This window comes from Rhodococcus sp. YL-1 (assembly GCF_001942025.1).
In the GTDB taxonomy this organism is placed as follows: domain Bacteria; phylum Actinomycetota; class Actinomycetes; order Mycobacteriales; family Mycobacteriaceae; genus Rhodococcus_F; species Rhodococcus_F qingshengii.
In genome coordinates this window covers 4,924,329-4,937,067 of sequence record NZ_CP017299.1, presented here as the reverse complement: position 1 = coordinate 4,937,067, position 12,739 = coordinate 4,924,329, and the positions used below count along the sequence as shown (strand labels likewise).

At 61.0% G+C, this 12,739-nt stretch carries 16 protein-coding genes; 7 read left to right on the top strand and 9 right to left on the bottom strand.

The window, feature by feature from the left end; translation table 11 throughout:
- Positions 1–118: 118 nt before the first annotated feature.
- On the bottom strand, positions 119–1,036 hold the full coding sequence (locus tag BH682_RS22830; protein WP_075835437.1) for a LysR family transcriptional regulator: 918 nt from the start codon (positions 1,034–1,036) through the stop codon (positions 119–121).
- 134 nt (positions 1,037–1,170) lie between these two features.
- Between BH682_RS22830 and BH682_RS22825 the strand changes: the two genes are divergently transcribed.
- Positions 1,171–1,863: an SDR family NAD(P)-dependent oxidoreductase gene (locus tag BH682_RS22825; protein WP_075835435.1), complete on the top strand. Its 693-nt coding sequence runs from the start codon at positions 1,171–1,173 to the stop codon at positions 1,861–1,863.
- A gap of 22 nt (positions 1,864–1,885) precedes the next feature.
- Here BH682_RS22825 and BH682_RS22820 read toward each other — a convergent pair whose 3' ends face one another.
- Positions 1,886–2,659: a hypothetical protein gene (locus BH682_RS22820; RefSeq protein ID WP_075834201.1), complete on the bottom strand. Its 774-nt coding sequence runs from the start codon at positions 2,657–2,659 to the stop codon at positions 1,886–1,888.
- Between the two features lie 105 nt (positions 2,660–2,764).
- On the opposite strand from BH682_RS22820, the gene BH682_RS22815 reads away from it, so the two are divergent.
- Together BH682_RS22815 and BH682_RS22810 are read left to right on the top strand one after the other, a co-directional pair.
- Positions 2,765–3,592: a crotonase/enoyl-CoA hydratase family protein gene (locus BH682_RS22815; RefSeq protein WP_003939849.1), complete on the top strand. Its 828-nt coding sequence runs from the start codon at positions 2,765–2,767 to the stop codon at positions 3,590–3,592.
- Positions 3,589–5,127 carry a class I adenylate-forming enzyme family protein gene (locus BH682_RS22810; RefSeq protein WP_007733565.1) on the top strand — a complete coding sequence of 513 codons (1,539 nt, stop codon included), beginning with the start codon at positions 3,589–3,591 and terminating at the stop codon, positions 5,125–5,127. Before BH682_RS22815 ends, BH682_RS22810 begins: the two co-directional genes overlap by 4 nt.
- On the opposite strand, the gene BH682_RS22805 is transcribed toward BH682_RS22810, so the two are convergent.
- The gene (locus tag BH682_RS22805; RefSeq protein ID WP_029256052.1) at positions 5,120–5,752 is read right to left on the bottom strand and encodes an alpha-ketoglutarate-dependent dioxygenase AlkB; all 633 of its coding nucleotides are present in this window, start codon (positions 5,750–5,752) and stop codon (positions 5,120–5,122) included. The genes BH682_RS22810 and BH682_RS22805 overlap by 8 nt on opposite strands.
- 147 nt (positions 5,753–5,899) lie before the next feature.
- On the opposite strand from BH682_RS22805, the gene BH682_RS22800 reads away from it, so the two are divergent.
- The gene (locus tag BH682_RS22800; protein ID WP_007733561.1) at positions 5,900–6,316 is read left to right on the top strand and encodes a DUF7144 family membrane protein; all 417 of its coding nucleotides are present in this window, start codon (positions 5,900–5,902) and stop codon (positions 6,314–6,316) included.
- A gap of 94 nt (positions 6,317–6,410) precedes the next feature.
- On the opposite strand, the gene BH682_RS22795 is transcribed toward BH682_RS22800, so the two are convergent.
- Both BH682_RS22795 and BH682_RS22790 read right to left on the bottom strand, forming a co-directional pair.
- On the bottom strand, positions 6,411–6,638 hold the full coding sequence (locus tag BH682_RS22795; protein ID WP_020970523.1) for a hypothetical protein: 228 nt from the start codon (positions 6,636–6,638) through the stop codon (positions 6,411–6,413).
- Between the two features lie 191 nt (positions 6,639–6,829).
- A complete protein-coding gene (locus BH682_RS22790) occupies positions 6,830–7,414 on the bottom strand; it encodes a hypothetical protein (RefSeq protein ID WP_075835433.1) in 585 nt (194 codons plus the stop codon).
- Positions 7,415–7,543: 129 nt separating this feature from the next.
- On the opposite strand from BH682_RS22790, the gene BH682_RS22785 reads away from it, so the two are divergent.
- Together BH682_RS22785 and gap are read left to right on the top strand one after the other, a co-directional pair.
- A complete protein-coding gene (locus BH682_RS22785) occupies positions 7,544–8,122 on the top strand; it encodes a TetR/AcrR family transcriptional regulator (RefSeq protein WP_054188886.1) in 579 nt (192 codons plus the stop codon).
- 22 nt (positions 8,123–8,144) lie between these two features.
- On the top strand, positions 8,145–9,140 hold the full coding sequence (gene gap, locus BH682_RS22780) for a type I glyceraldehyde-3-phosphate dehydrogenase (RefSeq protein ID WP_075834199.1): 996 nt from the start codon (positions 8,145–8,147) through the stop codon (positions 9,138–9,140).
- Positions 9,141–9,427: 287 nt separating this feature from the next.
- Here gap and BH682_RS22775 read toward each other — a convergent pair whose 3' ends face one another.
- On the bottom strand, positions 9,428–9,802 hold the full coding sequence (locus BH682_RS22775) for a hypothetical protein (RefSeq protein WP_075834197.1): 375 nt from the start codon (positions 9,800–9,802) through the stop codon (positions 9,428–9,430).
- A 136-nt stretch (positions 9,803–9,938) separates the two neighbouring features.
- Between BH682_RS22775 and BH682_RS22770 the strand changes: the two genes are divergently transcribed.
- Positions 9,939–10,307 carry a hypothetical protein gene (locus BH682_RS22770; protein ID WP_075834195.1) on the top strand — a complete coding sequence of 123 codons (369 nt, stop codon included), beginning with the start codon at positions 9,939–9,941 and terminating at the stop codon, positions 10,305–10,307.
- 22 nt (positions 10,308–10,329) lie between these two features.
- Here BH682_RS22770 and BH682_RS22765 read toward each other — a convergent pair whose 3' ends face one another.
- From BH682_RS22765 to BH682_RS22755, 3 genes are all read right to left on the bottom strand, one after another.
- Positions 10,330–11,475 carry a HoxN/HupN/NixA family nickel/cobalt transporter gene (locus BH682_RS22765; RefSeq protein ID WP_007733551.1) on the bottom strand — a complete coding sequence of 382 codons (1,146 nt, stop codon included), beginning with the start codon at positions 11,473–11,475 and terminating at the stop codon, positions 10,330–10,332.
- 140 nt (positions 11,476–11,615) lie between these two features.
- On the bottom strand, positions 11,616–11,945 hold the full coding sequence (locus BH682_RS22760) for a branched-chain amino acid transporter permease (RefSeq protein WP_003940007.1): 330 nt from the start codon (positions 11,943–11,945) through the stop codon (positions 11,616–11,618).
- The gene (locus tag BH682_RS22755) at positions 11,938–12,675 is read right to left on the bottom strand and encodes an AzlC family ABC transporter permease (RefSeq protein ID WP_003940360.1); all 738 of its coding nucleotides are present in this window, start codon (positions 12,673–12,675) and stop codon (positions 11,938–11,940) included. Before BH682_RS22755 ends, BH682_RS22760 begins: the two co-directional genes overlap by 8 nt.
- Positions 12,676–12,739: the final 64 nt, after the last annotated feature.

Genomic DNA, 12,739 nt, shown 5'->3' with positions numbered 1-12,739 from the left:
GGGCCGGCCGTGGCGGCACGTTTGGAGATGCACCACGCATCGGTGACGTCCCTCACCTTTCGGCGGCTGAGACGACAGTGCCACGAAGGACTATGGCGCGTCCAACACTAAATGAGTCTCAGATAATGACGTTTTTGGTCTCAATCTCCGGCGTCGGCAGAATTTCCTCGGATGTCTCCAATGCGACGGCGAGCGCATCGGTCATGTGCCGCGGTGACCAGGCGATTCCGTGATTCATGAACGTCGGCTCGCCGGTGAGTGGGACGAACACGCTGCCAGGTGGGGTGATAGCAGCCATACCGGACGTCATCAGCGCTACACCGACGCCGGCGGCAACGAGCATCAGGATCATGTACGGATCGGTGATCTCCTGAACCACGCGAGGCCTGAAGTCTGCGTTCATGCAGGCGCGCATCGCGGTTTCCTGGAGGGCCGAGCCGGCCGAGAGCGGGGTGGTCACGAATCCGTCGTCGGCCAATTCGCGGAGGTCGATCGCGTCTCTCTCTGCGAGGGGATGGTCGATCGGAAGCACAGCGCCGAATGCCTCCCGTCGGATGAGTCGGGTAGACAGTGATGCGGATTCCACGGGTAGTCCGACGAAGGCGAGATCGAGGGCGCCGCTCTCTAGTTGGATGACCGCGTCGCGCGTCATGATCCGGCCGAGGAGTGTCAGTTCGACTTCCGGATAACGCTGACGCAACGCGCGTGTCAGTGGCGGAAGTGCTTGATAGTTGAGCACTCCGGTGAACCCGATTGTGACTCGTCCGTAGACGCCTCCCGACGACGCACGCGTAGCGTGTCGTGCCGTCTCCATGTTCTCGATGACGCGATAGGCGTGGGGGAGAAAGGCATGTCCGCCGGATGTGAGTGCGACGCTGCGAGTGCTTCGTTCGAACAACTTGACGCCGATGTCCTTTTCGAGCTTTCGGATCATCTGGCTGAGCGGCGACTGGGCCATCTGGAGCCGTGATGCGGCCCGCCCGAAGTGAAGTTCTTCCGCAACCGCGATAAACGCGTGCAACCAGCGGGTTTCCATCGCCAAGGCCTCCAGGTATTTGACGTTGACAACAAACGCCATATATTCAGAATTTCTACACAGTGTGACGGCAATTATGCCTGTTTGCAACATAAATTGAGTGCATAGCGCACAGAAACTCAGGAGTGAATGCGATGCGGGGTTACCCAGAGGGTGTCACAGCGCTCGTTACCGGCGGTGCGAGCGGAATCGGCGCCGCCAGTGCAAAGCTGTTGACGGAGAGGGGAGTTCGGGTGGTAACGGCAGATCTTGCCGAAGGCGCGGACGAACAACTCGACGTGAGTGATCCGACAGCAGTCGATGCGCTTCGAACCAGGCTCGGCAGAGTCGACATCTTGATCAACAGTGCGGGAATCGTCGGACCATCAGCGCCACTCGTCGACGTCGACCTCGCGGCTTGGCAGCGTACGTTCCGCATCAACGTCGAAGGGACATTCCTGATGTGCCGGGCGTTCGTGCCGGGGATGGTTGCGTCGGGGTGGGGGAGGGTCGTCAACCTCGCAAGTATTGCGGCCAAGGACGGAAACCCGAATCAGAGTGCATATTCCGCGTCCAAAGCGGCCGTCGTCGCGCTGACGAAATCACTCGGCAAAGAGGTCGCCACCACCGGTGTGCTGGTCAACGCGATAGCTCCGGCGGCGGTGGAAAGTCCTATGAATGCCGGCACCGATCCGGCCATCCTCGCCCGTTCGCAGTCTTTGACGCCGATGGCACGGATGGGGAAGGCGGACGAAATCGCCGAACTGATCTCCTGGCTGTCGTCGTCGGCGGTAAGTTACTCGACCGGCGCCGTGTACGACGCCAGCGGCGGCCGCGCAACGTACTGAATTACCTTCTGGGAGAAATCGATCAGAACTCGAGCAGTGACTGCCACAGTTCGCGAGATGCGTCCTGGTACTCGAGCATGTGCGAGATCAGTTCACGCAGTGGCTGCGTCGGTTCGAGTTCTTCCGGAAGGAGCGGATTGCGCACGATGACCGCGATCACCGCGCTGCCCAGAGCAAGTGATTCGCGGGCCGCCTCCTCGCGACTGATTGTCGCCAGGCGTGTTTGCGCCTGTGTGAGTGCTTCACGGGCCTCCGCGATGTCGGCCAACAGTGCTTCCGAGTTCCAGAGTGTGCGGATTGTCGAATCATCCCCGGGGGCAAGGTGAGCGATTTCCATGACGGCCGATTCGGGGGCGGCGCCGAGTCGGTGGAGAGTGCGGCGGGCGCTGTCCGTGCCGCCGAGCAGATTGTTCGGGCGGACTGCGAGTGTGGGCTTCCACTCCTCGTAACCCGCCAGTCGCAGCGCTTGATCGTGCCGGCGGGCGGCAGTGCGGTCGCTTCGTTTGAGCCCCGAGTGCTCGACGGCGATCCAGGTGCCGTCCCAGGGGCGTATGCGATCGGTACGAGTTCGCCACCCCTCCACTTCGCTGTAGGTGGGGATACCGTCCGGGTTGAGGACGTACGTTCCACGAGCGGTACGACGCAGTTTGTTCTCTCGGCACAGGCGGCCCGCTGCCACGCGAATGCTCGATGCGCTGACGCCGACGATCTCGCCGGCCCGGGTCAGCACAGCGGTGCTGAACTCGGTGTCCGGGCTCGCTGTTGCGAGGTCCAGCACAACTCGGGTTGCGGACATTCCTCGATCAGTTTGTAACAACTTTTGAACAACTCCTGACAAATTCTGTTACAAGTGGCATGGTGGGTACCGGGAAACCTTATCCGCGAGCAGTGAGGAAATATCGTGACCGACTCCGATCGACCAGGTGGCGATGTCTATGTGGAGCGTGACGGTGGCGTCACTGTCATCGTGATGAATCGCCCTGATCGCAAGAATGCGGTGGACGGGCCGATGGCGGCGCAGTTGCGTGATGCCTTCCTGGAATTCGAGTCGGACGAGAGTCAGAAGGTGGCAATTCTGTGGGGTGCGGGCGGCACATTTTGTGCCGGTGCGGATTTGACCGCAGTCTCCGACCCCGCCCGCGTGCACGAGTTGCATCCGGAAGGCGGCGGCACCGGCCCGATGGGGCCGAGTCGGTTGGTGTTGTCCAAACCGTTGATCGCCGCCGTCAGTGGATACGCAGTGGCCGGAGGGCTCGAGCTTTCATTGCTCGCGGACCTGAGGATCTGCGAGGAGGATTCCGTGTTCGGAGTCTTCTGCCGGCGCTGGGGAGTTCCTCTCATCGACGGCGGGACCGTGCGACTGCCGCGAATCGTCGGGCAGGGGCGAGCGCTCGACATGATCTTGACCGGTCGCCCGGTCGACGCTTCGGAGGCGTTGGCCTTCGGACTGGCCAATCGTGTTGTTCCAGTGGGGCAGTCACTCCAGGTAGCCAAGGAGCTGGCGCACCAGTTGTCCGCTTTCCCACAACTCTGCATGCTCGCGGATCGCGCATCGGCCTACCGATCTTTTGATCTACCACTTGCCGAAGCACTGCGCGCCGAGGGTGTCGCAGGAAATCCCATTGTCATCGCCGAAGGTGTGCGCGGCGCTGCTGCGTTCGCCGCGGGCGCCGGCCGGCACGGCCGATTCGAGAACAACCCGAATTCGAACGAGGAAACTGAACCATGATGCCCGTAACCCGAGATCTGATCGCCCGTGGTGCGCGACAGCACGGACCGCGAACAGCCGTCGTCTTCGGCGATCGATCGATGACGTTCACGGAAGTGGACGAACTCAGCAGCCGATTGGCGCATACATTCATCGCGCTCGGTATCGGGCGTGGCGCACGGGTTGCGTTGCTGGTCAACAACTCTCTTGCCAGCGTGCCTGTCGATTTTGCGTGTGTCAAAGCCGGCATCAACAGGGTTCCGCTCAACTCGCGACTCTCGCTCGACGAGCACGCACGAATGCTCGAGGACACCGACACCTCGCACGTCGTTTTCGGTACTGACCTTGCCGGCCGAGCTGCTGAACTGTCCGCCAGGTTCCCGGATCGGACGTTCGTCGGGCTGGAAACAGGTGCGGAGGGGCAGCTTTCGCTGTTGGATCGAGCACAGGGCATGTCTTCGGCCACTCCGGACGTCGAGGTAGATCCCGACGACGTGATCCTGACGCTGTTCACTTCCGGGACCACGGGAACGCTGAAGGCCGCGCAGCACACTCAGCGCAGCTACGCCGGAATCTGCCGCAATGTTCTGCTCAATCTGCTTCCGGCGACTCAGGACGACACGATGTTGCACGCAGCATCACTGATTCACGCCAGCGGTGTCTTCGTGCTTCCGTTCTGGCTACGTGGCGGTAAGACCGTCATCCTCCCCGGTTTCGACCCGTCGACCTTCTTGGACTCGATAACCGAGCATCGGGCTACGGCAATCAATCTGGTGCCGACGATGATTCAGATGCTCCTCGAACGCCCTGATTTTGCGAGCGCAGACATCTCGAGTCTGAAATCCGTGATCTACGGTGCGTCGCCGATGCCGCTGGCCACCATCGAACGGGCGATGCAGGCGTGGGGGCAACACCGTTTTCTCCAGTACTACGGGCAGACCGAGGCACCGCTGTGTATTGCAGTCTTACGGCCCGAAGATCACACGGAAGATCGCCTGCTGTCCTGTGGTCAGCCGGCCATCGACGTCGAGATCAGGCTGCTCGACGGTGAGGGAAACGAAGTGCCCCAGGGAGAACCGGGTGAAATCGTGATCCGCTCGCCATCGGCGATCGCCGGATACTTCAATGCGCCGGAACTGAATGCGGAGACCTTCACCGAAGACGGCTGGGTTCACACCCGTGACATCGGTCAGTTCGACGCCGAAGGATTCTTGTTCTTGAAGGACCGAGCTTCGGACATGATCATCAGCGGCGGATACAACGTCTACCCCCGTGAAGTCGAGGATGCACTCCTGACGCATCCGTCTGTCCGTGAGGTCGCCGTGGTGGGTACCGCCGACGCCAAGTGGGTGGAGGCGGTCACGGCTGTGGTGGTACTCGAGGACGGGACCGTCGAAAACGACGTACTGCAAGCATCATTGGTCGCGCACGTCGGCGAGCGACTGGCGTCGTACAAGAAGCCGCGTCGGGTTGTTTTTGCAGAATCCATACCGAAGACGGCCGTCGGCAAGCTCAATCGGAAGGCGCTGCGAGACGAACTTCGCGACGCTATCTAACTCCGCGAGTGCGGAATTGAACGCTGATTCTCGGCCCGAGGGCCCGCGCACTCTTCGGGACACAGTGTTCCCACGTGCGTTGGCAGGATCCGCCCATGACGAGTAGATCTCCGTGTCCGAGATTGAAGCGGATGGATTCGCCGCCCCCACGAGGGCGCAATAGGAGCGGGCGAGCCGCACCGAGAGACAGGATGGCCACCATCGTGTCCTCGGTGCGACTTCGTCCCGTATCGTCCCCGTGCCAGGCAACGCTGTCGGAACCGTCGCGATAGAAACACAGACCCGACGTGGCGAATGGTTCACCGAGTTCGTCGAAGTAGTGACTGCTCAGCGCGTCTTTGGCTTCGGTGAGAAGTGCGTCCGGCAGTGGTTGATTCTCTGCGTAGAAACACACCAGACGAGGGACGTCGACAACGCGGTCGTACATCTGACGCCGTTCGGAACGCCACGGCACCGTGGCTTCCAGATTGTCGAACACGGCCTCCGATCCGGTGAGCCAGGCCGGGCGATGGTCGACCCATGCGCCGGCGGTGAGAATACGTCGCTGCACCGTGCCGTCGAGATCGGCCAAAGAAACGCCGAGGTCACCGTTGTCGAACAGAGACGGTTGCATCGTGGCGGTCATAGACTCCACCGTACACCGAAATCGAACATATGTTCCCATGAAATTTGATTGCAGTGCTGGACGGCTGTTCATCCTTGCTGGGTGATGTCCGGCGGCGTGAACGTTTGAATACTGTTCTCACGCTATTTCGCCGAAGAAGGGGATGTCATGACTGCTCCGCACCAATCTCATGCGAACCACCCTGTCCGACAAGGCTTTGCCATCGGGACCACGGTGGCGGCAGCATGCCTGCTCTTCGTCGCGGGAATCGTCGCGTTGCTGCAGGGCATCGCGGCTCTCGCGGACAACGATCTGCTGATCGTCGGAGTCAATTACACCTTCGAATTCGATGTCACGACATGGGGTTGGATCCACATCGTGCTCGGAATCATCGGCATCGCGGTGTCGCTGGGATTGTTCGTCGGCATGGCGTGGGCCCGCGGGATGGCATTCGTCATCGCGGCACTTTCGATCGTGGCGAATTTCCTGTGGATGCCGTACTACCCGCTGTGGTCGATCGTGATCATCGCCCTCGACGTCGCTGTGATCTGGGCCGTCGCGACCTGGCGACCTGACGAGGTGTGATCCTCTGACCGAAGTGAGTGGTTCACCTGCGGTAGGTGAACCACTCACTTCGCTGTGTCCGGGCCTCCACGGTTGGCCTCATCCCTACGCGGCGTCAGCGCCGTTTCGGTGACTCGCGATCCTGGTTCTCGCGCGGACGCATGTCCTTCGTCGATCGGTGTGGGAAGCCGTGGATCATCGAGCAAGAGATCCAGCAGATCACTACCGTTGCGATTCCGAGTCCGATCGACGCGAATGGTTCCTGCGTAGCCAGCCAGACGCTCAGTCCAATTGCCGTCCCGACGATCAGAATCAGGATGGTGTCGAGTCGTGTCGTTTGCATCGAAATCATCGCCTGGCACAGATAGTTTCTGGCGGCCCGCTGGTTTTGGCGGCCCGCCGCCCGGCGAGTGACAGCCGGGGGCAGACCTTGCGCGGCTGACCCCTCGCTCTGGAAATCGCCGCCGCAAGTGATCAATACCCGCGAAATTCGTCTGCGAAACTCTTGGCAGGCAGAACAGGACCTTTGGCCGGTCAGATCGATTCCGCGCGGTTGGCCGCCTCGATGAATCGGGACCAGAACGGTACGCGGACGCTAATGGGAGAGAGTGTCTTTCGGCCCTGTCCGAGGGGGAACTCATTGGCGAGATATTCGAGGAGGTTTGCCCCGTAGTAGACGATGTCGGTCTGCCACACGGAGATCACCGGCGATCCCGAGGGGGAGGGTGCGGCGGGCGTGAAGCGGTGAGCGAAGATCGGGACAAGGCGCGGCCACGCTCCGATCTGTTGACGCACGATTGTGGTGACGTCCTCGGGTGAGGCGGGCATTCTGCCCCACGATGCCGGCCAGAACGGTGGTTGTTGATGCAGTGCATCCCAAATGAAACCTTCGGTGACTTTATCTAGCCAAGTACCCAACTCGAGGTCGTCGGCGCTACGCCAGTTCGGCCAACGGTCGCCAAGTGGTAACGCAGTGGCAAGAAGGCTGCGGTGGTCTGGGTTGAAGTGAAATCCAAAGCGTTCGTGGACGGAATCGAACTCTGCGTCGGTCAGACCCTCGCTGAGTTCGATCCCGGCCCCGTTGAGCAGTGCCGCTGCCTCGCGCCCGACGTGCTTCATTTCAGGAGTCTTGCAGATGCCACGTCCAGAACGGCAACGATGCTCTGGTCGATCACCGCACAATCGCCCGGCCGGCCTGTTGGTCGAACCTACGTTGAGGTTGTACATACTAGTTGTTACAGTCGATTGGTGAACTCAAAGGACCAGCTGACGGGTGCGATGGCAGAGCTGTTGTGGGAGCGCGGCTATGCAGCGACGAGCCCACGCGACGTGATGACACGTGCCGGGGTTGGCCAGGGCAGCATGTATCACCATTTCAGTGGAAAGCACGAACTCGCGGTAGAGGCGCTGTCTGCAGTTACCCGAGAAATGACGGGCGAGTCATCTCCGTTGGGTGGAGAAGGCTCGCCCCTCGAACAGATGAAGCGCTACCTCTCATTGCCGCGGCCGGGTACTCGGGGGTGCCGGGTGGGTCGGATGACCCAGGACCCGGAAGTGGTCACGGATGCAGAACTGATCGCAGTTGTTGCGAATGCCTTCGACACCATGCTGAACCATTGGGAGCGGGCGATCACTGCCGCGATTGCTGCAGGAGAACTTCCGACGAGCATCGTCCCGGCGGATCTCGCGCGAACGCTGGCAGCCGTCCTGCAGGGCGGCTATGTACTTGCCCGCGCGCAGGGTGAACAGGGCCCGATGGACGCGGCGGTTCGTGGAGCCATTTCCCTGCTCGACGCCGCCCAGTCCGCTCTCTGCACCGATCACTGACCAACTCGAGAAAGAGAAATCAATGTCCGTTCGTATCGGAATCAACGGCTTCGGCCGTATCGGTCGCAGCTACCTGCGGGCTGCGCTAAGCAGCGATGCAGATGTCGAGATCGTCGCGATCAACGACATCGCCGACGCCGCAACCCTCGCTTCGCTCCTGGAGTGGGACTCGGTGTCCGGTCATCTGGACGGCGTCGAGGTCGACGGGAACGCGATTCTCGTTGCAGGAAAGCGCATTCGCGTCACCTCTGAGCGCGAGCCGTCCCTCATCCCCTGGAGAGCCGAACGCGTCGATGTCGTCATAGAGTCGACCGGCAGATTCACGGACTCGGTCAACGCTCGCCAACACCTGACAGCGGGAGCGCGAAAGGTGATCATTTCGGCTCCCGCCGACAGTGATGTCCCTGCAGTTGTACTCGGAGTAAACGACGACGTCCTCGACATGTCGGAGGACGTATTCTCGAACGGATCCTGCACGACCAACTGCCTCGCACCGATGGTTAAGGTGCTGCACGAGGCGTTCGGCATCGAGTCCGGACTGATGACGACGATCCACGCCTACACCAGCGACCAGCGCCTCCACGATGCTCCTCACAGCGATCTCCGGCGCGCTCGCGCCGCGGCATTGTCTACGATCCCGACTTCCTCCGGCGCCGCCGCCACCATCGGGCGGATCATCCCAGAGCTGGACGGAAAATTGACCGGACTCTCGCTGCGCGTCCCCGTGCCAGTCGGTTCGATCACCGACCTCACTGCCCATCTCTCACGACCGGCAACTGTCGTGGAGATCAACGAAGCGTTTCGCGTCGCATCGCAGACTCCCGAACTCTCGTCTTACCTTGCCTATTCGGAGGCGCCACTTGTCTCTGCCGACATAGTCGGCAATCCCCACTCGGCAATCTTCGATGCTCCCCTCACACAGGTCGTCGGCGAACAAGTCAAGGTCTTCGCCTGGTACGACAACGAGTGGGGTTTCTCGAATCGCCTCGTCGACCTCTCGCAGCGCGTCGGCTCATAGAGACCAGACGCAAGGGCGGGAGGCTTTGTCTGTAAGGCTGTGCGATGAGAACTGATGTGCGATGAGAACTGTTGTGCGATGAGAACTGCTGCCCCTTGGGAAACCCTCGCACGGACGATACCCAGGCGTGGTGCCCGCAATATCGATCCGCCATCGTCTCGACTGGCCAAGGGCGTGGGATTGAGATGCGTTTTCAGTGCCCGCTCACAACTGCCGAACCTGATTGGCATCGCCAGAACCCAGGAAAGGTTCAGGACAAGCTGATGTGCGCGTCCTGGTGGAGACACTCACCGAAGCGGATCGACAACCAGCCACTCCACCGTTCCACCGACATTCCATAGTGCATCGGGGTTGTCGAGCGAGGCCGCGTACGTTGCCGCAGCTTGGTCGCCGGCGATCTCACCGCTCTCGCCCGCCGGCGGGTTGGGCTCGAGGAATTCGGAGGGGTGCGGCCCTGGCCATGCAGGCACGTCGAACGGGGAAATGCTGGTGTCGATGAGGCCAGGTCGATGCACGGTCACCCGGTCGGGAACTTGCTTGGTTTCCGCCGCCACGGCGATGCCTGGTCCTTCGGCAGCTTCGCCGTCGCCGCCACCGCAGCCTGCCACTGCAAGAACAAGTCCCGTGATTGCCACACCCACTACCGCATGACGTATCCGCACCGTTTTCTCCTAGCCGGGGCTGACCCCGTTCGAACTCCACTATTGCATCTCGCCAACTCCGCGGGATGCGTCTTTCGATAAATGTGGGAAACGCACTGAATGTGCTCGACAGGAGAATTGGATTGTACTGTGAGCCATGCCGACCCTGCTTCGACGTGCATTCAAGATCGGCGCGGTAGCGCTGGCAACGATTGTGGTGGCGGCCTACCTGTATGCGGCCTTCACTTATCGCAGCGCTGATGTCTTTGCGCCGCCAGGGCGCATCGAGTCTCTCGGCCGGACCTACCTGATCAGCAATTTCCCGCCGCGCACTCGTGAAGATCTCGAACAGCGATTCGCGCAGGGCCATCGTGAGCAGTACACCTTGGAACAAGTGAGTTCCGTATTTCCGTGGCGCGCTGTCTACCAGTGGCAGAACGACCAGATCCGCGGCCAGGCGACGTCGAGCGCGTACCTGAAATGGGGCGAGACGTACATCAGCTATTCGCTTTCGGGTGGCCCATGATTCTGCGTAGACCGAGTCGAACTCACATCGCTTCGTCTGCTGTCGCTCGTCGTGCTACTGCTGCACCGGACTGAGCCTGCCACCGTTCTTCGATGCGGCCGTACCGCCACACGAGTAGAGCAATCAGCCAGGTGGCGACAAAGAGTCCGACGATGATGAAGCCCATCGCGCCGAGATCCAAGTTCCCGATGGCGCCGAGAAACCCGTCGTGAATGTCGAGTTTGTCGGTGAAAATCGAGATGATTTCCTGGGACCCGATCAGCAGTGCCACTGCCACCGAGAGTCCGGTGATCACCATGTTGTAGTAGATCTTTCGGACCGGCTGAGCAAATGCCCAACCGTAGGCGAAGTTCATGAACGATCCGTCGATCGAGTCGAAAAGCGACATCCCGGCGCAGAAGAGGATCGGCAGAACGAGGATCGAATACCACGGGAGCCCTGTCGCCGCCGCGCCGCCGGCGATCACCAACAGCCCGACTTCGGTGACGGTGTCGAATCCCAATCCGAACAGTAGGCCGACCGGGTACATGTGCCAGGGCTTGCGAACCATCTTCATCACCGGGCCCAGAATCTTGTTCAGGGCGCCACGGCTGTCGAGTTCCTTCTCGAGTTGTTCCTCGTCGAAGGTTCCGGCCTTGTACTTCGTGTACACCCGATGAATCCCGATGAGAGAGACAAGGTTCAAGATTCCGATCAAAATCAGGAACGTGCCGGAAATGGTGGTGCCGAACAAGCCGGTCCACTTCTCCAGATCGGAGTTGTCGTCGGAAAGGCTGGTGGCCAGTTGCCGCACACCCAAAGCCAAGAGGGCGACGAGTACGAAGACGATGGTCGAGTGTCCGAGCGAAAACCAGAACCCGACGGACATCGGTTTCTTGCCGTCCGCTACCAACTTCCGAGTGGTGTTGTCGATAGCGGCGATGTGATCGGCGTCGAAAGCATGGCGCATGCCGAGCGTGTACGCCGTTACGCCGAGTCCGACGCCGAAGACACTGCCTTCGATCGTGTAGTGGCCGGGGACAACCAGGCCGAGAAGAACTGCCCACCCGACGACGTTGAGCGCTACGACGGTGACGGTCATCCCGATGATGCTTCGACGCTGGCCTCGATCCAGACTGTGCCAAGCACCGGCGATTCGAGTGCCCGTCGTGGTCATTGTCGTGGACATCGAACCTCACCGATCCTTAATTCGCGGCCGGCGGCCACGCTACTGAAATCGTATAAGTGTTCAACTGTTCAGATAAGCGCCTGGAGGTTACAAATCACCCATCCGGGGGTAAAACTGCTTTGCTCCCGGATGGGAAATGCTCAGGCGAACACGGTATTGACCAGCGCGACGTAGATCGTCGTTCCGACGACGATGCTCAGGACGGCATTCTTTCGCCAGAGGTGCGCGGCGATCGTGGCGCACACTGCAATCAGTTCGGGTAGGCCATGAGAAGGGGCGGTGATCGACACCCCTTTGAGTGAATACATGACGAGAATCAACATGACGCCTGCCGGCATGTAGATGCCGAGGTAGCCGACCAGGGCGGAGGAGCGCAGCGGCATGAGCGCGGCGAAGGGGATTGCGCGCAGCGCGAAGGTGACCACGGCCATGACTGCGACCGCCGCAAAGATGTACGAGGTGTCAGGCATCGATCTTCGCCTTTCGTGAGTCGTAGACAAAGCGCCCGATCAGGAAGAGCACGAAGGCGCCCATCGCAATTGGCAGCATGTGGTCCGGCGCTGCGAGCCGGGCGACCAGAGCGCAGGTGACCGCGGCGACCGGCACCGCGAATCCGTTTTGTGCGCGAATCGCTTCGATCGAGAGGACGACGAACAACGCCGTCAGGGCGAAGTCGAGGCCGACGATCGAGTCCGGAATCCACTGTCCTGCCGTCGCGCCCAGGATCGCGCCACCGATCCAGTAGCCGTGCAGGTACAGCTGGGAGTAGACGATGACGCGTCCGGTGAGTGCCTTGGGATCGGCAGTTACCGACATCGCATAGGCCTCGTCGGTCAGCGCGAACATGCTGTAGAAGCGGGCGAAGGGGTTGCGAATCTTTTCCAGCGGAAAACTCAAGGCGTAGAACACATGTCGAAAGTTGACCAGCAGTGCGGTCAGAGCGACGTACGGCAGCGGTGTCATGGCCGCGACCATTCCGACCGCGAGAAACTCCAGCGATCCTGCGTAGATCAGCGAGGTGAAAGCGACTGCCCACCAAGGGCTGAGCCCTTGTTGGACCACAAGAACACCAAGTGCGATCCCGAGTGGGAGCAGGCCGAATCCAACCGGTAGCGACAGCTGGAAGGCGTGCCGCCACGCCGGGGTTCGCGGTGGGAGTTCGACGGCCGGTGCGGCCGTCGACGATGCTGGTTCGATCACGACGCAAATCTATAACAAAGATCGAGGTGATCGATTGCTCAGAATGCCCACATATTGAACAGTG